This is a genomic window from Kocuria sp. (assembly GCF_030530945.1).
Taxonomy (GTDB): Bacteria; Actinomycetota; Actinomycetes; order Actinomycetales; family Micrococcaceae; genus Kocuria.
Window position 1 is genome coordinate 9,758 of the sequence record NZ_JAUMTZ010000007.1, and the last position, 23,720, is coordinate 33,477.

22 protein-coding genes are annotated in these 23,720 nt (G+C 69.1%); 7 read left to right on the forward strand and 15 right to left on the reverse strand.

Going from position 1 to position 23,720, the window contains the following annotated elements:
- The first annotated feature begins 95 nt into the window (after positions 1–95).
- The gene (locus Q4A22_RS07655; RefSeq protein WP_303178449.1) at positions 96–416 is read left to right on the forward strand and encodes a DUF3054 domain-containing protein; all 321 of its coding nucleotides are present in this window, start codon (positions 96–98) and stop codon (positions 414–416) included.
- A 270-nt stretch (positions 417–686) separates the two neighbouring features.
- Here the strand turns inward: Q4A22_RS07655 and trpD are convergent, their stop codons facing one another.
- Positions 687–1,742, reverse strand: coding sequence for an anthranilate phosphoribosyltransferase (gene trpD / locus Q4A22_RS07660; RefSeq protein WP_303178275.1), 1,056 nt, complete (start codon positions 1,740–1,742; stop codon positions 687–689).
- 171 nt (positions 1,743–1,913) lie between these two features.
- Here trpD and Q4A22_RS07665 point away from each other — a divergent pair, with 171 nt between their 5' ends.
- From Q4A22_RS07665 to Q4A22_RS07680, 4 genes are all read left to right on the forward strand, one after another.
- The gene (locus tag Q4A22_RS07665; protein WP_303178276.1) at positions 1,914–2,552 is read left to right on the forward strand and encodes a heme-copper oxidase subunit III; all 639 of its coding nucleotides are present in this window, start codon (positions 1,914–1,916) and stop codon (positions 2,550–2,552) included.
- A gap of 57 nt (positions 2,553–2,609) precedes the next feature.
- Positions 2,610–3,401 (forward strand): cytochrome c, encoded by a 792-nt coding sequence (locus Q4A22_RS07670; protein WP_303178277.1) that lies wholly within the window; start codon positions 2,610–2,612, stop codon positions 3,399–3,401.
- A 70-nt stretch (positions 3,402–3,471) separates the two neighbouring features.
- Entirely contained in the window at positions 3,472–4,566 is a 1,095-nt protein-coding gene (locus tag Q4A22_RS07675; protein WP_303178278.1) for a ubiquinol-cytochrome c reductase iron-sulfur subunit, read from the forward strand.
- Entirely contained in the window at positions 4,566–6,233 is a 1,668-nt protein-coding gene (locus Q4A22_RS07680; RefSeq protein ID WP_303178279.1) for a ubiquinol-cytochrome c reductase cytochrome b subunit, read from the forward strand. The genes Q4A22_RS07675 and Q4A22_RS07680 overlap by 1 nt, the downstream gene beginning before the upstream one ends.
- A 303-nt stretch (positions 6,234–6,536) precedes the next feature.
- On the opposite strand, the gene Q4A22_RS07685 is transcribed toward Q4A22_RS07680, so the two are convergent.
- On the reverse strand, positions 6,537–7,076 hold the full coding sequence (locus Q4A22_RS07685) for a TetR/AcrR family transcriptional regulator (RefSeq protein WP_303178280.1): 540 nt from the start codon (positions 7,074–7,076) through the stop codon (positions 6,537–6,539).
- 108 nt (positions 7,077–7,184) lie between these two features.
- Between Q4A22_RS07685 and Q4A22_RS07690 the strand changes: the two genes are divergently transcribed.
- Positions 7,185–8,057: a DMT family transporter gene (locus tag Q4A22_RS07690; protein WP_303178450.1), complete on the forward strand. Its 873-nt coding sequence runs from the start codon at positions 7,185–7,187 to the stop codon at positions 8,055–8,057.
- A gap of 243 nt (positions 8,058–8,300) precedes the next feature.
- Here the strand turns inward: Q4A22_RS07690 and Q4A22_RS07695 are convergent, their stop codons facing one another.
- The 5 genes from Q4A22_RS07695 to Q4A22_RS07715 all read right to left on the reverse strand — a co-directional run bounded on the left by Q4A22_RS07695 (position 8,301) and on the right by Q4A22_RS07715 (position 13,474).
- The gene (locus Q4A22_RS07695; RefSeq protein ID WP_303178281.1) at positions 8,301–8,705 is read right to left on the reverse strand and encodes a cytochrome c oxidase subunit 4; all 405 of its coding nucleotides are present in this window, start codon (positions 8,703–8,705) and stop codon (positions 8,301–8,303) included.
- The gene (gene ctaD / locus Q4A22_RS07700) at positions 8,702–10,423 is read right to left on the reverse strand and encodes a cytochrome c oxidase subunit I (RefSeq protein WP_303178282.1); all 1,722 of its coding nucleotides are present in this window, start codon (positions 10,421–10,423) and stop codon (positions 8,702–8,704) included. Before ctaD ends, Q4A22_RS07695 begins: the two co-directional genes overlap by 4 nt.
- 10 nt (positions 10,424–10,433) lie before the next feature.
- Positions 10,434–11,240 (reverse strand): cytochrome c oxidase subunit II, encoded by an 807-nt coding sequence (coxB, locus tag Q4A22_RS07705; RefSeq protein WP_303178283.1) that lies wholly within the window; start codon positions 11,238–11,240, stop codon positions 10,434–10,436.
- A 367-nt stretch (positions 11,241–11,607) separates the two neighbouring features.
- Positions 11,608–11,976 (reverse strand): iron-sulfur cluster assembly accessory protein, encoded by a 369-nt coding sequence (locus tag Q4A22_RS07710; RefSeq protein ID WP_303178284.1) that lies wholly within the window; start codon positions 11,974–11,976, stop codon positions 11,608–11,610.
- Between the two features lie 85 nt (positions 11,977–12,061).
- A complete protein-coding gene (locus tag Q4A22_RS07715; protein ID WP_303178286.1) occupies positions 12,062–13,474 on the reverse strand; it encodes a dipeptidase in 1,413 nt (470 codons plus the stop codon).
- A gap of 80 nt (positions 13,475–13,554) precedes the next feature.
- On the opposite strand from Q4A22_RS07715, the gene Q4A22_RS07720 reads away from it, so the two are divergent.
- Complete coding sequence (locus tag Q4A22_RS07720) at positions 13,555–14,181, forward strand: DUF3043 domain-containing protein (protein ID WP_303178288.1); 627 nt, start codon at positions 13,555–13,557, stop codon at positions 14,179–14,181.
- Between the two features lie 177 nt (positions 14,182–14,358).
- Here the strand turns inward: Q4A22_RS07720 and Q4A22_RS07725 are convergent, their stop codons facing one another.
- The 8 genes from Q4A22_RS07725 to Q4A22_RS07760 form a co-directional block, all read right to left on the reverse strand.
- Positions 14,359–15,453, reverse strand: coding sequence for a quinone-dependent dihydroorotate dehydrogenase (locus Q4A22_RS07725; RefSeq protein ID WP_303178290.1), 1,095 nt, complete (start codon positions 15,451–15,453; stop codon positions 14,359–14,361).
- A 149-nt stretch (positions 15,454–15,602) separates the two neighbouring features.
- The gene (locus tag Q4A22_RS07730) at positions 15,603–16,391 is read right to left on the reverse strand and encodes an isoprenyl transferase (RefSeq protein WP_303178291.1); all 789 of its coding nucleotides are present in this window, start codon (positions 16,389–16,391) and stop codon (positions 15,603–15,605) included.
- A gap of 122 nt (positions 16,392–16,513) precedes the next feature.
- A complete protein-coding gene (gene recO, locus Q4A22_RS07735; protein WP_303178293.1) occupies positions 16,514–17,272 on the reverse strand; it encodes a DNA repair protein RecO in 759 nt (252 codons plus the stop codon).
- Between the two features lie 120 nt (positions 17,273–17,392).
- Positions 17,393–19,147 carry a 2-isopropylmalate synthase gene (gene leuA / locus Q4A22_RS07740; RefSeq protein ID WP_303178294.1) on the reverse strand — a complete coding sequence of 585 codons (1,755 nt, stop codon included), beginning with the start codon at positions 19,145–19,147 and terminating at the stop codon, positions 17,393–17,395.
- Positions 19,148–19,358: 211 nt separating this feature from the next.
- Positions 19,359–20,981: an LCP family protein gene (locus Q4A22_RS07745; protein WP_303178296.1), complete on the reverse strand. Its 1,623-nt coding sequence runs from the start codon at positions 20,979–20,981 to the stop codon at positions 19,359–19,361.
- A gap of 85 nt (positions 20,982–21,066) precedes the next feature.
- Positions 21,067–22,113, reverse strand: coding sequence for a GTPase Era (locus tag Q4A22_RS07750; RefSeq protein ID WP_303178298.1), 1,047 nt, complete (start codon positions 22,111–22,113; stop codon positions 21,067–21,069).
- A gap of 70 nt (positions 22,114–22,183) precedes the next feature.
- A complete protein-coding gene (ybeY, locus tag Q4A22_RS07755) occupies positions 22,184–22,672 on the reverse strand; it encodes an rRNA maturation RNase YbeY (RefSeq protein ID WP_303178452.1) in 489 nt (162 codons plus the stop codon).
- A gap of 14 nt (positions 22,673–22,686) precedes the next feature.
- The gene (locus tag Q4A22_RS07760; RefSeq protein WP_368410623.1) at positions 22,687–23,712 is read right to left on the reverse strand and encodes a PhoH family protein; all 1,026 of its coding nucleotides are present in this window, start codon (positions 23,710–23,712) and stop codon (positions 22,687–22,689) included.
- Positions 23,713–23,720: the final 8 nt, after the last annotated feature.

The following is a 23,720-nucleotide window of genomic DNA, read 5'->3' on the forward strand; positions in this document are numbered from 1 at the left end:
CACAGACCCGGCAGTCCCGGCCGGGGCGAACCGCTCCCGCCGCGGTCGACGGCACTGCGAACACGCGGTGGCCGGTCTACCTGGTGGTGGACGTCGTGCTCGTGCTGATCTTTGCCGCCATCGGGCGTGCCAGTCACGGCGAGGACCTCGGTGGCCTCGTGGTCACCGCCTGGCCCTTCGCCGCGGGAGCCCTGCTCGGATGGCTCGCGAGCCGCGGCACCCGGCACCCGGTCGCCGTCATCCCCACGGGTCTGTCCGTGTGGCTGTGCGCCGAGGTGGGTGGCATGGTCCTGCGAGCTCTCACCGGCCAGGGCACGGCACTGTCCTTCATCGTCGTCAGCACCATCGTCCTGGCCGTGCTCCTCGTGGGCTACCGGCTCGTGCTGACGCTCGTCGCGCGGCTGCGCCGCCGCTGAGCGCGGACCACTCCCCCGCGACCGTGTGCGCGCTCTCCTGCACCCCGGTCCAGTTCCAGCTCGCCGAGGACGCGCACGAGGTCTCCCAGGACAGCTCAGACACGGGTGACCGGTCCCTGACCGTCACCCTGTGAAGAAAGTGGCACGGACGGCTCGCCCGCACCGCCCCACAGAAGGCCGCCGCCCCCCCCGGTCACCCGGCCGGGCGGCGTCGTTGCTCCGGAGGTGCGCAGCCCGTGACGTGACCGGAAACCGGGGCGGGCGGGCCCGTCAGGGCCTGGAGAAATCCACCCAGCGGTCCAGGACGGCGCGCGCCGCTCCGGAGTCCACCGCGTCGGCGGCACGGGACACGGCCGCCGCAAAGCGCTCCTCGAACGGCCCCTCCGCGTGCTCCGCGAGGGCCACGAGGCCGGCGGCCGCGTTCAGCAGCACTGCGTGGCGGATGTGGCCGGGGGCGCCGTCGAGGACGTCGCGCACCACCTGGGCGTTGTGACGGGCGTCCCCACCGCGCAGGTCGGCGACCGAGGCACGCGGCATGCCCAGATCGAGGGGTTCCAGAGTGTGCTCGGTGACCTCGCCGTCGCGCACCTCCCACACCGCGGACTGCGCCGTGACCGTGAGCTCGTCGAGCCCGTCGCCGCCCCGGAAGACGAGGGCGCGGTCGCCGCGGTCCCGGAACACCCCGGCCATCAGGGGGGCCAGGGCTGCGTCCGCCACACCGATCGCGGACGCCGAGACGCGCGCCGGATTGGTGATGGGACCCAGGAGGTTGAAGGCAGTGGGCACTCCCAGGGCCTTGCGGGCAGCCGCGGCAGATCTCATGGAGGGGTGGAACGTCTGGGCGAAGAGGAACGTGATGCCCACGTCCACGGCACAGCCCTGCACCCGGTCCACGGGCATGTCCAGCTGGACGCCCAGCGCCTCCAGGACGTCGGCGGAGCCCGACTTCGACGACGACGCCCGGTTGCCGTGCTTCACCACGCGCACTCCCGCGCCGGCGCACACGATCGCCGCCATGGTGGAGATGTTGACGCTCGAGAGCCGGTCGCCGCCGGTCCCCACGATGTCCAGGGCGGGGCCGGGGACGGTGATCGGACGGGCGCGGGCCACCATGGCGTCCGCGAGCCCGTCGAGCTCCGGGACGGTCTCCCCCTTGGTGCGCAGCGCCATGAGGAATCCGGCGATCACGGCGTCCGACGCCTCGCCCGCCATGATGGTGTCCATGGCCCAGTAGGCCGCCTCCCGGGTGAGGTCCTCGCCCCGGGACAGGGCGGCCAGGAGATCGGGCCACTGCTGGGCCGCGCGGGGGTCGCTCGAGGTAGTCACGGTGCCGACTCTACCGCCCGCGCCGCGGCCACCGGCGGCGCCCGCAGCCCTCTCCCCCGGGTTCCGCGAACCCCGCGGCGTCGCCGATGTCACGTGCGGGGCGGGCGACACGGCGGAGGCCCGAGCGCGTGGTGGTTGGTCCGTCGAGAGTTTTGGCGACATAATGTCTCTGTGACAACTGCGACTCATACCCCAGCCAAACCGGTGGGTGCGACCATCACTCGCCCCAACCTCACCTCCGTGGGCACCATCGTGTGGTTGTCCTCCGAGGTCATGTTCTTCGCCGGTCTCTTTGCCATGTACTTCACCCTCCGCGCCACCTCTCCCGAGGTCTGGCACGAGAACACCGAAGTGCTCAACGTCCCCATGGCGTCGATCAACACCCTGATCCTCGTTCTGAGCTCCGTGACCTGCCAGTTCGGCGTGTTCGCGGCGGAGCGACTCCAGCCGCGACGCACGGGCGGGATCTTCCAGATCACCAAGTGGGGCCTGACCGAGTGGTTCGCCCTCACCTTCCTCATGGGGGCGGTGTTCGTGTCCGTGCAGGTCTACGAGTACGCGTCCCTGGTCTCGGAGGGCGTCACCATTGCGGCCAGCGCCTACGGCTCCGCCTTCTACATCACCACCGGTTTCCACGCCCTGCACGTGACCGGTGGTCTCATCGCATTCCTCTTCATCATGGGCCGCGCGTTCGTCGCGAAGCGCTTCGGCCACTACGAGGCCACCTCGGCCATCGTGGTGTCCTACTACTGGCACTTCGTGGACGTCGTCTGGATCGTCCTGTTCATCCTCGTCTACTTCATCAAGTAGTCCTCGCAGGTCCCACCACCCATCCCAGATCGAGAACCGAGTTAAGGAACGTTTGACGTGAAGGCACTCTCACAAAAGCGCCGCCATCCCATGGCAGCCCTGGCGCTGTTGGTCATGGCTTTGCTTCTGACCGGTGGACTCTACGCAGTTGCCACAACCACCAATGAAGCCAAGGCCGAGACGACCACCTACTCGGCTCAGGACATCCAGGACGGGCAGAAGCTCTTCCAGTCCAACTGCTCCACCTGCCACGGCATGAAGGCCCAGGGAACCAACACCGGTCCCTCCCTCATCGGCGTGGGCGCCTCCTCCGTGGATTTCCAGGTCGGCACGGGCCGCATGCCCATGCAGATGCAGGGCCCCCAGGCCCAGGTGAAGCCGCCGCAGTTCAACGACGAGCAGACCAAGCAGCTCGCCGCGTACGTGGCCTCCCTCGGCGCCGGCCCCTCCGTGCCGGACGAGGAGGACCTTGACATCTCCAAGGGCAACTCCGCCGAGGGCGCCAAGATCTTCCTCTCCAACTGCGCCATGTGCCACAACGCGGCCGGCCAGGGCGGCGCCCTGACCCGCGGCAAGTTCGCCCCCTCCCTCATGGGAGTCAGCGAGGAGCACATCTACGAGGCCATGCAGACCGGCCCGCAGAACATGCCCGTGTTCAACGACGCCAACATCACTCCCGATGAGAAGCGCGACGTGATCACGTACCTGAAGACGCTCGATAACAACACCACCGTCGGCGGGTTCAGCCTGGGCTCCCTGGGTCCCGTCTCCGAGGGCCTGTTCATCTGGACCATCGGTCTGATCGTCGTCATTGCCTTCACGGTCTGGCTGACCTCCCGCTCCGCCTGAGAGCACCCGCTGGCCCCGGGCCGGCACCCTAGACACTATTCACAGCACCAAGAGAAGAATGAGGGACCACATGGGCGACCATCGTGACGGCACTCCCCACAAGAGCGGGGCGGTTGTCACCTCGGACGGAGCGGATCTGGACCACTTCCCCAACCCGGGGCTTCCACCGCACCGCCCCCGCGTGACCGACGTTGACCCCAAGGCCGCCAAGCGCGCCGAGCACCACATCGTCCTGATGTTCCTGATCTCCGTGATCGGCTCCGTGCTCTTCTTCGTGGCCTACTTCGGCATCCGCGTGGACGGCCCGCTCTACGACGCGGTGAACACCGAACCCACCGCGCAGCTGCGCCTGCAGAACCTCCTGCTGGGTCTCGGCATCGCGCTCGGCATGTTCGGCATCGGCGTGGGCGTGGTCCACTGGGCCCGTACGCTCATGCCCGACCACGAGATCGTGGAGCAGCGCCACGACCTTCGCTCCGAGGAGGAGCGCGCCGAGGCGCAGAGCATCCTGAACACCATCTACGACGAGTCCGGCGTCAAGCGCCGCCCGCTGCTGCGGAACACGCTCATCGGCGCGGCGGTGCTCATGCCGCTCCCGTTCGTGGGTCTGCTCAAGGACCTCGGCCCCACCGACCTCAAGGTCCTGCGCCACTCCATGTGGGACCAGGGCGTGCGCCTGGTGCGCGACCCCTCCGGCACCCCCATCAAGGCGTCCGACGTGACCCTGGGCTCCGCCTTCCACGTGATCCCCGAGAACCTCACCACCCTCAGCCACGAGGACGGCTACCTCAACGAGAAGGCCAAGTCCGTGGTGCTGCTCATGCGCCTGGACCCGGACACCGTGAACGTATCCGAGGACCGCAAGGACTGGAACGTGGACGGCATCTTCGCCTACTCCAAGGTCTGCACCCACGTCGGCTGCCCCATCGCCCTGTACGAGCAGCACACGCACCACCTGCTCTGCCCGTGCCACCAGTCCACGTTCGACCTCACGAACGAGTGTGAGGTCATCTTCGGCCCGGCATCCCGACCCTTGCCGCAGCTGCCCATTTCCGTTGATTCCGACGGCTACCTCGTTGCCCGCAGTGACTTCCACGAGCCCGTGGGACCCACCTACTCGCAGCGCGATTTCGCCGTCAAAGACATGCAGGATGAGGCGAATTGATGTCCACATCGTCCGACTTCGAATACAGGCCCACCACCAGCACGGGCCGCATCGCCAACTTCGTCGACACCCGCGTGGGTGCCTCGGCCATGGTCAAGGAGTTCGGCCGCAAGGTCTTCCCCGACCACTGGTCCTTCATGTTCGGTGAGGTGGCCCTCTACAGCTTCGTCATCCTGCTCCTCTCCGGGACCTTCCTGGCGCTCTGGTTCGACCCGACCATGACGTCCATGGAGTACAAGGGCAACTACGTGCCCATGCAGGGTGTGGAGATGTCCGGGGCCTACGCCTCGGCGCTGAACATCTCGTTCGACATCCGCGGTGGTCTCTTCCTCCGCCAGCTCCACCACTGGTCCGCGCTGCTGTTCGTCATGGCCCTGTCCGTGCACATGCTCCGCGTGTTCTTCACCGGCGCGTTCCGGCGCCCCCGTGAGCTGAACTGGGTGGTGGGCTGCGTGCTCTTCATCCTGGCGATCGTGGCCGGCTTCTCCGGCTACTCCCTCCCCGACGACGTGCTCTCCGGCAACGGTCTGCGGATTGCGGACGCCATCGCCAAGTCCATCCCCGTGGTGGGCACCTACATCTCCATGTTCATGTTCGGCGGGGAGTTCCCCGGCCACGCGATCATCGGCCGCCTGTACATCGTGCACGTGCTGATCATCCCTGCGCTGATCCTGGTCATGATCGTGATCCACCTGTTCATGGTGGTCGTGCACAAGCACACCCAGTACCCCGGCCCCGGCCGCACCGAGAACAACGTGGTGGGCTTCCCCGTGGGTCCCGTGTACGCCGCCAAGGCCGGCGGTTTCTTCTTCATCGTGTTCGGCATCCTGGCCGCCATCGCCGGGACCACCACCATCAACGCGATCTGGAACTACGGCCCCTACGATCCCTCCCCCGTGCAGGCCGGTTCGCAGCCCGACTGGTACATGGGCTTCTCCGACGGCGGTCTGCGCCTCATGCCGGGGTCCTGGCCGTTCTCGTGGGAGATCCACCTCTTCGGCCTGGCAATTCCCCTGGCCATCCTCCTGCCGCTGATCCCCATGGCGGGGATGTTCGGTGCCATGTTCGCATGGCCCTGGATCGAGCGCTGGGTCACCCGCGACAACCGTGTGCACAACATTCTGGACCGCCCCCGCAACGCGCCGTTCCGCACGGCCGTGGGCGCGGCGGGCGTGACTTTCTACGCCGTCCAGATGATCGCCGCCTCTGGCGACCTCATTGCCACGCACTTCCACATGGCCGTGAACGATGTGATCTACTGGCTGCGAGCCCTGTACTTCCTGGGCCCCATCCTGGCGTTCATGATCACGCGTCGCTTCTGCCTGTCGCTGCAGCGGAAGGACCGCGAGATCGTCCTTCACGGCCGCGAGTCCGGACGCATCCAGGCTCTGCCCCACGGCGAGTTCGTGGAGGTGCACGAGCCCCTGGACGAGTACCGCCGCTACAAGCTGGTGGACTTCCAGGACCGCCAGGTGCAGCCCGCCCGTGCGAACGCCAAGGGCAAGATCACGGCCGGTGAGAAGATGCGCGGTCGCCTGAGCCACCTCTTCTTCGAGGACCGTGTGGCCCCGGTGAGCCCCGCCGAGCTCGAGGCCGCTCACGGGCACCATGAGCCGGAGCCCGTGGCTGTGGGTGCGGGATCCCACCCCACCTCCATCGAGAGGTAGCAACCCACCGGCACCAGTTGCCGCTGACAAGAGGCCCGTGACCATCATCTGATGGTCACGGGCCTCTTGCTGTGTCTGCAGTGCCGCGCGCCGTACAGAGTTGCAGAGATGCCCTCCCCGGGCCTGGCCGTCTCACCGGCGCCAGGATGAACCCTGCCCGGCCCCCGGCTGGAAATGGGCTCGACACCCCAGGAACTCCATGTTGCGGGACATCTGATGCGCCCTCGGAACAGCGGCCGAACGGTCAGGGGGTCCCGAGGGCAGAGGAGGGTGTCCGGGGCGATCGTCGATGGCCCGTGGAGTTCATGACTGACGGGCCAGCAGCTGATGGGATGCGGAGCAGGCAGCGGTGAAGGCAATGGCATCCCGTTCGATCGAGGCCGTGACTTGAGCGCCTTCATGGAGCAGGTGAAGCAGACGGCCTGTGCACTGGTTGCCGTTGGCCATTAGCGTGAACAGTGTCAGCATCCACTTCTTCTCTTCCTGGATGACCCCGGTGGCTTGCTGGTCAGTGGCTCCGACCTCAGCCCATGCGTTCACGAAGGTGCATCCCCGGGGCGTCTCCCCTGCCCACCGAATGGTGTGGTCATAGACGATGTCGAGACGTTCCTCCGGGGTGGCTGGCGCCAGTGCGGCCAAGAGCTCGCTCTGCCAGCGGTGAGCGCGTGCTTGCAGATAGCAGGCCACGAGACGGTCCTTGGACCCAAAACGCTGGTACAGCGTCCTCTTGGTGGTGCCGGCGAGCTCGACGATGCTGTCCACGCCCGTGGCGGTGATTCCATGTTCACGGAAGAGTCGTGTCGCGGCATCGAGGATCCGCTCGCCGGCCGCGGTGGTGGTCACGGATTCGCAGGGTTCAAGTCCAATGTCCATCGTCTGCTCCTTACCTCTGATGCAGGTGCACTGACAGTATACCGACCGGTATGGTTACCTGGCTGGATGCGATGGATGATGGCTGCGGCGTTCGTGGTGGCATGGAGCTCGGGTTTTATAGGCGCCTCCCTGGCTGACCAGACAGCGGTGGGAGTCTGGCGACTGCTTGCTTGGCGCTACCTGGCGACCGCGGCGGTGCTCCTGCTCGCTTCATTTGTTGTGCCAGTGAGCCGTCGAGCCGTGACCACGGTGAAATGCAGTGACCTCTTGCGGCAGATTGCCCTGGCGCTTCTCTCGCACGTCGTCTTCCTGGGCGGGGTGTTTCTTGCGGCGCAACAGGGATTGGATGCCGGGCTGTCCGCCTTGGTGTGCGCGTTGCAGCCCTTGCTGGTCACCGCCGCGGGTCGGCTGGTCTTTTTCGATCGGGTCAGAGTTCGTCAATGGGTCGGACTCGTCATGGCCCTTGCCGGTGTCGCGCTCAGCGTCGGTGGGATCAGCGCAACCGGTTTGGCCAGCGTCGGCCTCGTGGTGGCGAGCCTGCTCGGTCTGTCCACGTCTGCGCTTCTGGAGCGCGCGTGGCAACCGAGAATACCGGTGCTACTCAGTCTGACCATCCAGGTCTGTGTGGCAGCTGTGGTCTTCGTGCTCATCGCGCTTCACGATGGAGGCCTCGGCATTCCCGTCACTGAGCGGCTGCTGTGGGCGATCACCTGGCTCGTCCTCCTGTCCGGTCTGGGAGGCTACATGACGTTCACGTGGTGCCTGCGTCATCTTGGAGCCACGACGACAAGCACTCTGCTCTACCTGACTGCTCCCATGACGATGCTGTGGGCCTGGTTCATGTTCGCTCAGCAGCCCTCCGTCATGCAGTGGACGGGGCTTCTCGTCGTCCTGGCCGGAGTGGCCTGCGCAACCAAACGCACCGCCAAGGCAGCATCGGAACCGAGATGAGGTGGGCGACCACGACGCCTCGCCCTCACGCCGTGACAACAGGAAGTCACCTCCCGCAGTGTCCCGTCCGATGCGCCGGGGGCTACCGAGGCGGGTTGCCGAAGCCACCGTGGAGAGGGCCGCCCGATCTATACCCCCGCTGCCACGGAGCGCACCTGGACGAAAGGGTGCCGGGCGAAAGAAGTGGCCCCCGTCGTCCGGAGACGACGGGGGCCACTCATAGTGCCCGCAGGCTACACACGATCAGTGGGCGTGCTCCCCGCGGGAGTGCTCGAAGATCAGGCCCAAAAGGCCCAGGATGGCGACCGGGGCGGCCAGCCCGATGATCCACCAGCCGATGGCCAGCGCGGTCACGAACAGGGCGCAACCGATGCCCAGCAGCAGGGGCCACCAGCTCCACGGGGAGAAGGCGCCGTACTCGCCGGACATCTCCACGATCTCGCCGTCCTCACGGTCCTCCGGAAGAGCTCCCCCGGTGGATCGCTGCACGAGCCAGAGGTAGACCACGAGCATGAAGCTCATGGCGGCCACGGCCAGGAGCGCCGGGAAGCCCGCGAGCTCCTCGAAGTCCGTCACATAGCCGTAGATGAAACCCACCACGGTGCAGAACACACCGAGCAGCATGAACACCTTGATAGTTGCGCTCATCGACCGTTCCTTCCGCTGCCGCCGACCAGGGGCGTCTCGGCGTCGTACTGCTGGCTGGAGAACGCCGAGAGCTCCGGGTGGTGAAGATCCAGCGCCGGGCGCTCGGAGCGGATCCGAGGCAGGGACGTGAAGTTGTGGCGCGGGGGCGGGCAGGAGGTGGCCCACTCGAGGGAGCCGCCGAAGCCCCAGGGATCGTCCACCTCGACCTTCTTGGCGTTGCGGTGGGTGGTGTACACGTTCCAGAAGAACGGGATCATGGACACGCCCAGCAGCATGGAGCCGATGGTCGAGAACTGGTTCATCCAGGTGAACCCGTCCTCGGGCAGGTAGTCCGCGTACCGGCGGGGCATGCCGTCCACGCCCAGCCAGTGCTGGATGAGGAAGGTCATGTGGAAGCCCACGAACAGGAGCCAGAAGTGCACCTTGCCGATGCGCTCGTTGAGCATCTTGCCCGTGAACTTGGGCCACCAGAAGTAGAACCCGGCGAACATGCCGAACACGATGGTTCCGAAGATCACGTAGTGGAAGTGGGCCACCACGAAGTAGGTGTCGGACACGTGGAAGTCCAGCGGCGGCGTCGCCAGGATGATGCCCGTGAGACCACCGAAGAGGAAGGTGAAGAGGAAGCCCAGCACCCAGAGGATGGGGGTCTCGAACGTCAGCGAGCCCTGCCACATGGTGCCGATCCAGTTGAAGAACTTCACGCCCGTGGGAACCGCGATCATCATGGTCATGAACGAGAAGAACCCGAGCGCGACAGCACCGGTCACGTACATGTGGTGCGCCCACACGGTCACGGACAGCGCCGCAATCGCGATGGTGGCGAACACCAGCCCCTTGTAGCCGAAGATCGGCTTGCGGGAGAACACGGGGATGATCTCGGAGACGATGCCGAAGAACGGCAGCGCCAGCACGTACACCTCCGGGTGGCCGAAGAACCAGAACAGGTGCTGCCAGAGGATGGCACCGCCGTTCTCGGGGTCGAACACGTGACCACCCAGGCGCCGGTCCATGCCCAGCGCGAACAGCGCGGCGGCCAGCGGCGGGAACACCATGATGATCAGCATGGAGGTGATCAGCGTGGTCCAGGTGAACACGGACATGCGCCACATGGTCATGCCCGGTGCGCGCATGCAGACGATGGTGGTGATGAAGTTGACGCCACCCATGATGGTGCCGAAGCCCTGCAGGCCCAGGCCGAAGACCCAGAGGTCACCGCCCACTCCCGGACTGAACGTGGTGCTGTTCAGGGGCGCATAGGCGAACCAGCCGAAGGAGGCCGCACCCTGCGGGGAGATGAAGCCGGACACCGCGATGAGCGAGCCGAAGAGGAAGAACCAGAACGCCAGGGCGTTCAGGCGGGGGAACGCCACATCCGGTGCACCGAGCTGCAGGGGAACGATGACGTTGGCGAAGCCCACGAACAGCGGGGTGCCGAACATCAGCAGCATGATGGTGCCGTGCATGGTGAACAGCTGGTTGTACTGCTCCTTGGTCTCCAGGATCTGCATGCCCGGCTGGAACAGCTCCGCGCGGATCAGCAGCGCCATGACGCCGCCGGCGCAGAAGAAGATGAACGAGGAGATCAGGTACATGTACCCGATGGTCTTGTGGTCCGTCGAGGTGAGCCAGTTGACGATCACCCGACCCTTGGAGCGTGGGACAACGCGGGGTGCAGCCGTGGCCGCGTCGTCCCGCGAATATTCGAGCGTAGACATTGCCTATCCCCTACTTGTTCGAGGTTTCGTTGAGGTTCGGGTTGCGGTTGTACTCGTCGCCGACCAGTCCGGTGTTGCCCTCGTCCCGCAGCTTCTGCATCTGCGCCTTGTACTCGTCCTTGCTGACCACGGCGACGTTGAACAGCATCTCGGAGTGGTACTCGCCGCAGAGCTCGGCGCACTTGCCGGCGAAGGTCCCCTCGCGGCCGGTGGTGAAGCTCATGTAGTTGGTGCGGTCCGGAATCATGTCGATCTTCTCGAGGAAGGCGGGAACCCAGAAGGAGTGGATGACGTCACGGGACTTGATCTCCAGCTCCACCTTGCTGTCCGCCGGCAGGTACAGGGTGGGGAGGGTGTCCTCGACACCGGGCTTGCCGGTGAGGTGCGCCTGCACGCCCTGGTAGTGGACGTTGTCGTCCACGTAGTTGAAGTCCCAGGCCCACTGCTTGCCGTACACCTGGACCTTGGTGTCCGGGTTGTCGAAGCGGTCCGTGATCTCGGTCTGCGTGCGGAACGAGAAGAAGAACAGGGTGACGATCATGGCCACCGGGACGATCGTGTAGAAGATCTCCAGCGGGGCGTTGTACGCCAGCTGCCGGGGGTAGCCGGTCTCGTTCTTGCGGCGCCGGTAGGCGACCATGCACCAGAGCATGAGTCCCCACACCAGGAGACCGACGCACAGGGCCGCGACCCAGGACCCGATCCACAGGTCCATGATCTGGTCTGCGTTGTCGGTGGTGCCGCGCTGCGTGGGCAGGAAGCCCACCTTCGACTGCTCCGAGCAGGCGGTGAGCGAGAGCGTCGCCAGGACTGCCACTGCCGAGACCTTGAGCGCTCGGCCGCGGCGGCTGCCGGTTCGAGTTTGCGAACTCACAAACGGCCCTTCCTCTTCTGTGTGTGGGCTCCGCATCGGTCCTGCGCGTGGGCACGGAGGACGCATTGCCCGTTGATGGTTCTCCCTGTGAAGCTTACCCCTCAGCCCCGCGATGTGCTGACACTGTGTCAGCACGCCGTGTCGCGGCGGACGCCTTCCTGCGGGCGGTCCGGGCGCGGGCCCGGGCCCCGCACGGGCAGCACCCCGCGGGGGTGGCCGCCGGCGCCGGGCTGGGTTCGCGGGCGGCACGACGACGGGGGGGGGGGCGACCGAGCCGGCCGCCCCGCACCCCTTCGTGGGAGCGGCGGGATCAGTGGAACGAGTCCCCGCACGCGCACGAGCCCTGCGCGTTGGGGTTGTCGATCGAGAAGCCCTGCTTGGAGATGGTGTCCTCGAAGTCCACGGTGGAGCCGCTGAGGTACGGGACGCTCATCTTGTCCACGATGACCTCCACGCCGTTGAAGTCGCGGACGTGGTCCCCGTCGAGCACACGCTCGTCGAAGTACAGCTGGTAGATCAGCCCGGAGCAGCCGCCCGGCTGGACCGCCACACGCAGCCGCAGGTCGGTCCGGCCCTCCTGCTCCAGCAGGTCACGGACCTTCTGGGCGGCGTTGTCGGTGAGCAGGACCTCGTGGGTGGGGAGGTCCTGCACGGTCTCGTTGTCGGTGGTGACGCTCATGGTGCTCGCTTTCCGTGCGGCGCTCGGCCGCACCCCTGAGTTCGGTCGGACCCTTCTGGCGTGTGGAACGCGTGCGGGCCGCGAATCATTCCGCCCGCGGGGCCCCCTGCTCCGCCAGCGCGGTGAGGATGAGGGACTCGGCAGTGACCGCGTTGAGGAAGTCCCCGATGTGGAGGGACTCGTTGGCGCTGTGCGCGCGGGTGTCCGGGTCCTCGATCCCCGTGATCAGGAGCTCCACGCCAGGGTACGCCTCGGTCAGCGGCGCGGTGAAGGGGATGGAGCCACCCATCCCGGCGCTCACGGCGGGGCGCCCCCAGGCCTGCTCGAAGGCCCACAGCGCGATCCGGGAGCTGACCGCCCCGGTGTCGGCCTGGAACGCGGGGCCCATGTCGTCCACCTCGAACGTCACGTGGGCGCCGAACGGGGCGTTGTCCGCCACGTGGCGCCGCAGCGCCTCGGCGGCCTCCCGGGGGTCCTGGCCGGGGGCCACGCGCAGACTGAGCTTCGCGCGCGCCGTGGCCGCGATGGTGTTCGAGGCGGTGGCCACGTCCGTCACGTCGATCCCGGTCACGGACAGTGCGGGCTGGGTCCAGATGCGTGAGGAGATGGACCCCCGTCCGGCCAGCTGCACGCCGTCCAGGACTCCGGCGTCCGCGCGGAACCGGTCCTCGTCGTAGTCCACGTCCGCGTGGTCCTCGCTCACGAGCCCCGGAACCGCCACCGCGCCGTCGTCGTCGTGCAGCGTGGCGATCAGCCGGGACAGCAGCGTGGGGGCGTCCAGGACGGGCCCGCCGAACATGCCCGAGTGCACGGAGTGGTCCAGGACCGCCAGCTCCACGACCCCGCCCACGAGGCCTCGCAGGCTCGTGGTCAGGGACGGCACGCCGACCTCCCAGTTGGCGGAGTCCGCGATGACGATGACGTCCGCCGCGAGCTTCTCCCGGTGCGCGGCGAGAAAGGCCTCGAAGCCGGGGGAACCGGCCTCCTCCTCCCCCTCGACGAACACGGTGACACCCAGACCGGGCTCGCTCCCCCGCTGCTCGAAGAACGCGCGCAGCGCGCCCACGTGGGCCACGATCCCGGCCTTGTCGTCCGCGGCGCCGCGGCCCCACAGCCGCCCGTCCTTCTCCACGGCCTCGAACGGCTCGGTGTCCCACAGCTCGCGCCTGCCCGGGGGCTGAACGTCGTGGTGGGCGTAGAGCATGATGGTGGGGTGCCCCGGTGCCGCGGCCTTGCGGGCCACCACCGCCGGGTGCTCGGCGCCCCCGGGCGACGCCGCGGGCAGCACCTCCACCTCGTCGAAGGGCAGGCTGCGCAGGAGCTCCGCCACGGCCTCCGCACTGCGGTCCAGCTCGGCGGGGTCGAACGAGCTCCACGCGATGCCGGGGATGGCCACCAGCTCCCCGAGCTCACGCAGCAGGGTGGGCCGGGAGCGTTCCACGCTGGCCCGCAGCGATGCGACGGTCTCGGCACTGGGACGTGAGAAGTCTGCAGTCATGGGCCCAGCCTAACCGCGCGACGCCGCGGTGCCCCAGGACACACGACCGTGACGGGTCCGCTCTCCGTTAGGCTGGACCGGTGTTTGGACGCCAGAAGTCAGAGCAATCCTCGGGTTCCACCGCCGTGCGCGCCACGGCCGTGACCGAGCCCGCCGCCGAGCCGGAGGGGCCCCGGCGCGACGCGCACTCCCCCGGCGGGAAGAAGGGCCGCCCCACGCCCACGCGCAAGGAGCGGGAGGCGGCCCGCCGCCGTCCCCTCATCCCCGAGGACCGCAAGGCCGCGAAGGCGGAGTCCCGCCAGGCCGAGCGGGAACGCCGCGCACGGGCCCAGGCTGGCATGGCCGCGGGCGACGAGCGCTATCTGGGGCCGCGGGACGCCGGTCCCCAGCGCCGGTTCGCGCGTGACTGGGTGGACTCCCGCTTCAACATCGGCGAGTACGTGCTGGTCCTGCTCCTCGTGATCGTGGTGGTGATGTTCCTGCCGCTGCAGTCGATCGCGCTGACGCTGATCTGGGTGGTCTACGGCTATGTGGCCCTGTGCGTGCTGGACGCCGTCATCACCACGCAGCGCATGCACTCCGCGATGCGGCGCAAGTTCGGCACGGTCCAGCGCGGCACCCGCTGGTACGCCGCCATGCGCACCTTCACCATCCGCCGCCTGCGCCTGCCCAAGCCGCAGGTGCAGCGGGGCCAGCGGCCCGAGTAGCTCCCCCCGCGCCCGTGCCCGACGGGGCCGGTCCCGCAGGGGAGCCGGCCCCGTCGTCGTATCCCGACCGTGGAGCTCCCGACCGTGGTGCCGGCAGAGGGGTGCCGGGAAAGTGGACCCCGGGGCGTCAGCCGGGCCCCGCTGAGGTGCATCCCCCGACGGAACGGCCGGGGGTGCTCAGCGGGCGGCGCGCCGCGCGGCCCGTGCGAGACCCCGGTTGATGCGCGCCGCCCAGAACGGCCCCTCGTACAGGAACGCCGTGTACCCCTGCACCAGGGAGGCCCCGGCGTCCAACCGCTCGAGGACGTCCTCGGCGCTCGTGACCCCGCCCACGGACACCAGGACGAGCCGGTCCCCCACGTGCTGTTTGAGCAGGCGCAGCACCTCCACAGAACGACGCCGCAGCGGAGCCCCCGAGAGCCCACCGGCACCGCACGCGGCAACCTCGTCGGGAGTGCTGCGCAGACCGAGGTACTCCCGGCGGATGGTGGTGTTCGTGGCCACGATCCCGTCCAGCCCCAGGTCCAGGGCGAGGTCCGCGACGGCGCGCACGTCCTCGTCCGCGAGGTCCGGGGCGATCTTCACGAGCAGGGGGACGCGGCGCGTGGTCACGCGGTCGGCCTCAGCGCGGACGGCACTGAGCAGGGGGTGAAGGGCGTCGAGCTCCTGCAGCTGCCGCAGGCCCGGGGTGTTCGGGGAGGAGACGTTGACCACCAGGTAGTCCGCGTAGGGGGCCAGTGTGGCGGTGCTGTGGACGTAGTCCGCAACGGCGTCCTCCAGCGGCACCGCCTTGGTCTTGCCGATGTTGACCCCCACCACCGCACGGGTCCGCCCCGTCCGGGCCGCCTGCTGCGCCAGGGTGTGCAGGGCGGAGGCCACCCGGGGTGCCACGGCGCGGGCGCCGTCGTTGTTGAAGCCCATGCGATTGACCACGGCGCGGTCCTTCACGAGGCGGAACAGCCGCGGGCGGGGGTTGCCGGGCTGCCCCTCCCCGGTGACCGTGCCGATCTCCACGTGGCCGAATCCCAGGTCCGCCAGCGCGTGGGTGCCTGTGGCTCCCTTGTCGAAGCCGGCGGCGAGACCGAAGGCGGAGGGGAAGGTGAGGCCCATGACGTGGACCTCCCGGCCCCTGTCGGGAGCGGTGGCTCGGCTCAGCGCCCGCCCGAGACCGGTGCGGTGAGCGAGTTTGATGCCGGCGAAGCCGAGGGTGTGGGCGAGCTCGGGGTCCATCCAGGAGAAGGCGGCCTTGAAGAAGGCGGGATACACGCGCATGGTTCCGATGGTCCCACACGAGGCGGGCGCGGGCCCGCCACGCCCCCGAATGAACCCACATGTGCCACTCTTCATTTAAGTTTCACGTGAAGGTTTGAATACATTATTGAAGTTCCACGTTCACCTTTAAAATTAGCCGGGTTCCGCTCTCATGCCTGGGGTGGCACCGCGCGGTCCACCGCGCCGCCGTATCGCCGGTCCCGTGCCACGTAGCTCTCCACGGCGCGCCACAGGACCGTCCGGTCCATGTCCGGCCAGAGGACGTCCATGAACAGCAGCTCCGCGTAGGCGGACTGCCACAGCATGAAGTTGGACAGCCGCTGCTCTCCCGACGAGCGCAGGAACATGTCCACGTCCGGCAGCTGGGGTTCGTCCAGGTACCGCTGGACGGTGGCCTCCGTGATGGACCCCGGCTTCAGGCGCCCCTCCTGAGCGTCCCGGGCCATGGCCGCGGCGGCATCGGCGATCTCCGCCCGGCCGCCGTAGTTCACGCACATGGTCAGGGTGATCACGTCGTTGTCGCGGGTCTCCCGCTCGGCGGTCTCCAGCCGGTCGATCACCGAGCCCCACAGCCGGGGTCGGCGTCCCGCCCAGCGCACGCGGATGCCCCACTCCTGAAAGGTGGGCAGCTGCCGCTTCATGACGTCCCCGGTGAAGTTCATGAGGAACGCCACCTCCGCGGGAGACCGCTTCCAGTTCTCGGTGGAGAAGGCGTACGCGGACACGTACGGAACGCCGAGCTCGATGGCGCCGGCGACCACGTCCATCAGCGCCCGCTCCCCCGCGCGGTGTCCCTCCGTGCGGGGCAGACCCCGCTCGTTCGCCCACCGTCCGTTGCCGTCCATCACCAGCGCGATGTGTTGCGGCAGTGCCGCGCGCTCGATCGCAGGGACGGTCGCGCCGCTGGGGTGCGGCGGGGGCGAGGAGAAGGGTGACACGCGCGGTCCTCTCGTGGATGTTGTCGGTACGTCCTCCACCCTAGGACCTCGGGATGGAAGGGCGCGGGACCGGCGCCGGGTGATGGTCACACGGTGCCGGAAAGCCCGTCGGCGGTGCGGGCTCAGCCCTCGGAGCGCTCCACGAGCGCCAGGGAGCGGACCGTGCGCTCCATGTGCCACTGGACGTAGGCGGTCACGAACCCCGCCGCGGCGCGGGCGGTGCGGGCGTCGGCGGCGTCGATGGTGGGCCAGTGCCCGCGGAGCAGACCGTCGAGCAGCACGAACGTCGCCTCGCTGGGGGCCGCGGCGCCCGGGGGGCGGCACAGCGGGCACACGGCGCCGCCGAGCGCGGCCGAGAAAGAGCGGTGGGGTCCGGGGGCGCCGCAGCGCGCGCAGTCCACGAAGCTGGGGGTCCACCCTGCCAGGGACACCGCACGCAGCAGGTAGGAGTCCAGGGTCCGGCCCGGCTCGTGCAGGCCGCGGGCCACCGCGGACAGGGCGCCCACGAGGAGACGGTAGTGCTCGGTGGCGGTGTCGTAGTCGTCGGCGGTGAGCTTCTCGGCCGTCTCCGCCATGGCGGCCGCGGCGGTGTAGCGGTCGTAGTCGGCCGCGATGCGCTCCCCGTAGGAGCGCTTCCCCACTGCCTGCGAGACGATGTCCAGGGTGCGGCCGTGCACCAACTGCACCTGGGCCACGTTGAACGGTTCGAGGCGCGCCCCGAACCGGGAGGTGGTGCGCCGGACCCCCTTGGCCACGGCCCGCACCTGGCCGTGCTCAGCCGTCAGGAGGATGACGATCCGGTCCGCCTCGCCCAGCTTGTAGGTGCGCAGCACCACGGCGTCGTCGCTGTAGCTGCGCGAGGCGAAGGTTGTACGGGCCACCGCTCCATTGTCTCACCGTCCGGGCGAGCCCCGCCCGCGAGGGCGGGGGGGCGAGAAACCCCTGGAACGCGACGGCCCCCGTTCTCCAGGGGGAGAACGGGGGCCGCTGCCCCGAGACCGTCAGTCCTGCTCCACCGCCTGGGCGTCGCGGACCGCGCGGTTCACCGCCGAAACCACGGCCTTCAGGGAGGCACGGGTGGTGTTGCTGTCCATGCCCGCGCCCCACAGGACGCGGTCCCCCACCGCCAGCTCCACGTAGCTCGCGGCCTGGGCGTTCGAGGACGCGGACAGCGTGTGCTCGGTGTAGTCCAGCAGGCGCACGTCCACACCCTCCCGGTTGAAGAGGTTGATCAGGGCGTCGATGGGACCGGTGCCCTGGGCGGTGCGCTCACGGTGCTCACCGCCGACGTCCAGACCGACCTCCAGCACGGTGTGGCCCTCGTCCTCCGCGTGGGTGGAGATGGAAGTGATCCGGTAGTGGCCCCAGCGCCCCTCGCCGCCGTCCGTGGTGGGCAGGTACTCGTCCGAGAAGATCTTCCACAGCTGCTGGGCGGAGACCTCGGAGCCGGAGGTCTCCGTGTACTTCTGCACGGCGCCCGAGAACTCGATCTGGGCGCGCCGGGGCAGGTCGATCCCGTACTCGCTCTTCAACAGGTACGCCACCCCGCCCTTGCCGGACTGGGAGTTCACGCGGATCACGGCCTCGTAGCTGCGTCCCACGTCCTTGGGGTCGATGGGCAGGTAGGGGACGGCCCACTCCAGCTCGTCCACACCCACGCCCTGCTCGCGGGCGTCGCGCTGCATGGCGTCGAAGCCCTTCTTGATGGCGTCCTGGTGCGAACCCGAGAACGCCGTGAAGACCAGGTCCCCGCCGTAGGGGCTGCGCTCCGGGACGGACAGCTGGTTGCAGTACTCGACCGTGCGGCGGATCTCCTCGATGTCCGAGAAGTCGATCTGGGGGTCCACGCCCTGGGTCAGCAGGTTCAGGCCCAGGGTCACCAGGTCCACGTTGCCGGTGCGCTCGCCGTTGCCGAACAGGCAGCCCTCGATCCGGTCACCGCCGGCCAGGTAGCCCAGCTCGGCGGCGGCCACGCCGGTGCCGCGGTCGTTGTGCGGGTGCAGGGACAGGATGATGTCGTCCCGGTGGTAGAGGTGGCGGCTCATCCACTCGATCGAGTCCGCGTAGACGTTGGGGGTGGCCATCTCCACCGTGGCGGGCAGGTTGATGATCATGGAGCGCCCGTCCCCCACCTCGAAGGTCTCGGCCACCTCGTTGCAGATCCGCGCCGCGAACTCCAGCTCGGTGCCCGTGTAGGACTCCGGGGAGTACTCGTAGGTCACGGCGGTGCCCGTGAGCTGCTCCTCGTACTTGCGGCACAGCCTGGCCCCCGTCAGGGCGATGTCCACGATCCCGTCCATGTCCTGGTTGAACACCACGCGCCGCTGCAGGGTGGAGGTGGAGTTGTACAGGTGCACGATCGCGCGGGGAGCGCCGTCGATCGCCTCGTACGTGCGCTCGATCAGGTGCTCACGGGACTGGGTCAGCACCTGGATGGTGACGTCGTCCGGGATGTGCCTGCCCTCCACCAGCATGCGGACGAAGTCGAAGTCCGTCTGCGAGGCGGAGGGAAAGCCCACCTCGATCTCCTTGAAACCCATCTTCACCAGCAGCTGGAACATCCGCAGCTTGCGCTCGGAGTCCATGGGGTCGATCAGGGCCTGGTTGCCGTCGCGCAGGTCCACTGCGCACCAGCGGGGGGCGGTGGTGGCCACCTTGTCCGGCCAGGTGCGGTCCGACATGTCGAACGGGAAGTTCTGGTGGTACGGGGTGTACTTGTGGACGGGCATGCCGGAGGGGCGCTGCAGGTTCTTCACGGGGTGCTGCCTTTCGAGCTGATGCGTGGGGCCGGCATCGGAGAACTCCGCAGCGGGTGGCCGGCCGTGGGTGATCGGATCAGGCCCCGCTGCGGCACGTAAGCAGGAGTCGCTGCACGTCGGTCCGCATGTGATCCAACGTACCACCAGTGGTCCCGCTCACCGGTGCCGCCACAGGGTTCTCCCCTCCGTGGCCGGGTGCGGCGGTGTCTCACTCCTCGGCGGTGGCCTGGCACGTGAACTGCTCGGCCGTCTGCCCCTTCAGGTCTTCGGGCAGGGCGCTGCCGCGCTGCAGGCGGTCGCCGGAGGTGAAGTCCTGCCCCACAGCCACCTCGACCCCCGTTACCTCGTAGCTCGCGACGAGCTGGTCATCCCCCACGTTCAGCAGCCGCGCGACGTCCTCCGCGGCCAGCGCCCAGTCGGGGTTGTAGAAGACCTGCGTGGCGGCGAGCTGTGCCCCTGAGGACCCGGTGCCCGCCCGGGTGTACCCGGCCTTTCGCAGGCGTTCGACCACCTGGGTGTCCCGGCCGCCGGCCTCGGAGCGGTTGGTCACCTCCAGGGGCACGAGCGCGGGATCCACGGCGGGTCCGGTGGCGCTCGGGCTCGCGGCGGGGGACGACGTCGCCCGCTCGCCCTGCTCGGCCCCGGCACCTGCGGAGGTACTCGCCCCGGCGTCGCTGCGCTCGGGTGCGGCGGTCGCACCGGCGGTGGGCTCCTCCCCCGTGACCGACACGTCGCGGCGCAGGGTGGCGAAGAGCTTCTCCGCGGGGGCCCGGTCCAGCTGCAGCCGGTTGGGGTCCTGGGGGTAGGCCTCGGTGGGGGCGGTCACGAACGCGATGCGGCCGGGATCGATGCCGTTGAACGTTCCGGCGATGCCCACGAGGGTGGGGATCGAGGTCAGACCCTCGTCCACGTGCAGGTTCTGGGTCATGACCTCGGCGATGTGGTAGAGCCGCGGCAGGTTGGTGAGGGTCCCGTCCGCCTGGATCTTGCGCGTCAGGGACGCCAGGAACGCCTGCTGGGAGCGGATCCGGCCCTCGTCCCCGCCGTTGCCGAAAGCCGCGCGGGAGCGCAGGAACGCGAGCGCCTGCTCGCCCTCCACGGAGGAGATGCCGGCGGGGAGCTTGAGTCCGGACTTGGGGTCGTCCACGGCCTCGTTGACGCACACCTGCACGCCGCCCACGGCGCTGGAGAGCTCTTTGACGGCGTTGAAGTCGGCGAGCATGAAGTGGTCGATGCTCACGCCGGTGAGCTTGTCGATGGTGGCCACGGTGCAGCCGGGCCCGCCGCGTTCCACGGCGCTGTTGAGCATGTCCTTCTCCGCGGGGTGGACCGTGCCGGTGTCGGGGTCGGTGCACTGCGGGATGTCCACGATGAGGTCGCGGGGGAAGGAGACCACGGTCACCGCGTCGCGCTTCTCGGTGACGTGCACGAGCATCATCACGTCGGTGCGGCCCTCGGCGTCGTCCTTGCTGCCGTACTCGGTGTTGCCGGTGCCGGTGCGGGTGTCCGAGCCCATCACGAGGATGTCCAGGGGGCCGTCGTCCACGCTCCCGGAGCCGTCGGAGAGGTTGAGGGGGCTGGAGGTCAGGTTGCCGGTGAGTCGCAGGGCGGTGACTCCCCCGAGGCCGAGCACGGCCACGAGGGTGAGCACCGCGAGGATCACGATCACCCGGCGGGCAGAGGAGCGGTGGCCGTGGGCGCGGTGGTGGCGTCCCGTCTGGCGGAGGTCGAACGGCTCTCCCGCGCTGTCCGTGCGGCGTGCCGGGTGCGCGGCCCACGGGGCGGGGGCTGCGGCGGCGCGGCGCGGGCGGGGTGCTGAGCTGGGGTCCACCGGTGACTCCTGGGGTGTGTGGCCGAGCCTGGCGCGGCCGCGGGGGCCGGCGGCGAGCGCCTGGACGGGCGTGGGTGGGTGCGGGTCAGAAGCCGAGCTTGGAGAGCTGCTTGGGGTCCCGTTGCCACTCCTTGGCGACCTTGACGTGCAGGTCCAGGTAGATGCGGGTGCCGAGCAGGGCCTCGATCTGGCCCCGGGCCCGGGTGCCGATCTCCCGCAGCCGAGCTCCCCGCCTGCCGATCACGATGGCCTTCTGGGAGGGGCGTTCCACGTAGAGGCTGGCGTGGACGTCCAGCATGGGGTTCTGCGGGGAGCGGCCTTCGCGTTCGGAGACCTCGTCCACCACCACGGCCAGGGAGTGCGGCAGTTCGTCGCGCACTCCTTCGAGGGCGGCCTCGCGGATGAGCTCACCCATCATGGTGATCTCGGGCTCGTCGGTGAGGTCTCCCTCGGGGTAGAGCGGCGGTGAGGCGGGCATCATGGACACCAGCAGCTCGGCCACCTCGTCCATCTGGTACCCGTCCGCGGCGCTCACGGGGATCACGTGGGCCCAGCCCGCGGGGTCGTCCCCGGTGTCCTGGCGCGGTGCGGGGGGTGCGGCGGGCGACGACGCGGCGTCGCGGCGGCGTCGTCGTGCGTCGCGGTGGGCGCGCTCCGCGGTGACGACCTCGCGGCCCAGCTCGCTCACGGCGAGCAGCTGCTCCATGAGCTGCTCCTGGGGCACGAGGTCCGCCTTGGTGACGATGGCGACCACGGGGGTGCGGCCCACGGCGGCCACGACCTGCTGGGCGATGTAGCGGTCCCCGGGGCCCACCTTCTGGTCGGCGGGGACGCAGAAGCCGATCACGTCCACCTCGCCGAGGGTCTCGGCGACCACGTCGTTGAGGCGCTGGCCCAGCAGGGTGCGCGGGCGGTGCAGACCGGGGGTGTCCACGAGGATCAGCTGGCCGTCCGGGCGGTGGACGATGCCGCGGATGGTGTGGCGGGTGGTCTGGGGGCGGTTGGAGGTGATGGCCACCTTCCGGCCCACCAGGGCGTTGGTCAGCGTGGACTTGCCCACGTTGGGGCGGCCCACGAACACGGCGAAGCCGGCGCGGAAGTCCTCGGGGGTGGTGGAGCTGTCCTGGGTCATGCGGTGTCCTCGGTCCTGCGGTCGGTTCTCTGCCGCGACGTGGCGCGGTCTGCGTGGTGGGCTCGGTCTGTCACGACATGGTCTCCACGGGGGCGTCACGGCCCAGGAACTCCTCGAGCAGTGCGCGCTGGGCGGCGAACATGCGCGCCCGCTCGTCCTCGCGGGCGTGGTCGTGGCCCAGCAGGTGCAGCAGGGAGTGCACGGTCAGCAGGCACAGCTCGTCCGCCGTGCTGTGCCCCGCGGCGCGCGCCTGGCGCTGTGCGACCGGCGGGCACAGGACCACGTCCCCGAGGACCCCCAGGGAGGGGTTCTCAGGGGTGCCCTCGCGCAGCTCGTCCATGGGGAAGGACATCACGTCCGTGGCACCGGGCAGGTCCAGCCACTGCTCGTGCAGCTGCGCCATGCGCTCCTCGTCCACCACGGCGATCGAGACCTCGCTGTCCGGGTGGATCCCCCACCGCCGGAACGCGAGCGCGGTGAGCGCGGTGAGCTGGGCGGTGTCCACGGCGTGGTAGGCGTCCGGGAGGGCGAGGCGCTGCTCGTCGGTGTCCCAGGGCAGGTCGAACTCCACGCTCACGAGGCGGCACCGGGGGTGGTGGGGGCCGGGGCGTCGTCGCGGGCGGCGCGGCGGTCCTCCTTGCGCCGGGCGCGCTCCACGCGGTGGCGGTTGGTGGTGTCGAACTGGTCGTAGGCGGCCACGATCTCCCCGACGAGCTCGTGGCGGACCACGTCCGCGGAGGTCAGCTCGCAGAAGGCGATGTCGTCGATGCCGCCCAGGACGTGCTGGACCTGGCGCAGCCCGGACTTGGTGGTGCCGGGCAGGTCCACCTGGGTGACGTCTCCGGTGACGACGATGCGAGAGCCGAAGCCGAGGCGGGTGAGGAACATCTTCATCTGCTCGGGGGTGGTGTTCTGCGCCTCGTCGAGGATCACGAAGGCGTCGTTGAGGGTGCGTCCGCGCATGTACGCCAGGGGTGCCACCTCGATGCTGCCGGCCTCCATGAGGCGCGGGATGGACTCGGGGTCCATCATGTCGTGCAGCGCGTCGTAGAGGGGGCGGAGGTAGGGGTCGATCTTGTCGTTGAGGGATCCGGGCAGGAAGCCCAGGCGCTCCCCGGCCTCCACGGCGGGGCGGGTGAGGATGATGCGGTTGACCTCCTTGGCCTGCAGCGCGCGCACGGCCTTGGCCATGGCCAGGTAGGTCTTGCCTGTGCCGGCCGGGCCGATGCCGAAGACCACGGTGTGCTCGTCGATGGCGTCCACGTAGGTCTTCTGGTTCACGGTCTTGGGGCGGATGGTCCTGCCCCGGGTGGAGAGGATGCTGGTGGACAGCGCGCTGGAGGGGCGCAGGTCCTGGGCGTCGCGCATCATGCGGGACACGCGCATCACGGTGCGCTCGGTGACCTCCGTGCCGCGCAGCGCCATGGCGAGCAGCTCCTCGAGCAGCGCGGCGGCCAGGCGGGTCTCGACCACGGGCCCCTCGAGGGCCACGTCGAGGTCACGGACGGTCATGCGCACGCTCGGGAACTGGCCCTCGAGCAGCCGCAGGGTGGAGTCGGCGTGTCCCAGGCACCGCACGGCGGTGTCCCGGTCCGGCATGTGCACGG

Coding starts and splice junctions, on each gene's coding strand:
- Q4A22_RS07675 (WP_303178278.1), top strand. CDS start 3,472: ATGGGCGACCATCGTGACGGCACTCCCCACAAGAGCGGGGCGGTTGTC.
- Q4A22_RS07680 (WP_303178279.1), top strand. CDS start 4,566: ATGTCCACATCGTCCGACTTCGAATACAGGCCCACCACCAGCACGGGC.
- Q4A22_RS07690 (WP_303178450.1), top strand. CDS start 7,185: ATGGCTGCGGCGTTCGTGGTGGCATGGAGCTCGGGTTTTATAGGCGCC.
- Q4A22_RS07695 (WP_303178281.1), bottom strand. CDS start 8,705: ATGAGCGCAACTATCAAGGTGTTCATGCTGCTCGGTGTGTTCTGCACC.
- ctaD (WP_303178282.1), bottom strand. CDS start 10,423: ATGTCTACGCTCGAATATTCGCGGGACGACGCGGCCACGGCTGCACCC.
- Q4A22_RS07710 (WP_303178284.1), bottom strand. CDS start 11,976: ATGAGCGTCACCACCGACAACGAGACCGTGCAGGACCTCCCCACCCAC.
- Q4A22_RS07715 (WP_303178286.1), bottom strand. CDS start 13,474: ATGACTGCAGACTTCTCACGTCCCAGTGCCGAGACCGTCGCATCGCTG.
- Q4A22_RS07725 (WP_303178290.1), bottom strand. CDS start 15,453: ATGCGCGTGTATCCCGCCTTCTTCAAGGCCGCCTTCTCCTGGATGGAC.
- Q4A22_RS07750 (WP_303178298.1), bottom strand. CDS start 22,113: ATGACCCAGGACAGCTCCACCACCCCCGAGGACTTCCGCGCCGGCTTC.
- Q4A22_RS07760 (WP_368410623.1), bottom strand. CDS start 23,712: ATGCCGGACCGGGACACCGCCGTGCGGTGCCTGGGACACGCCGACTCC.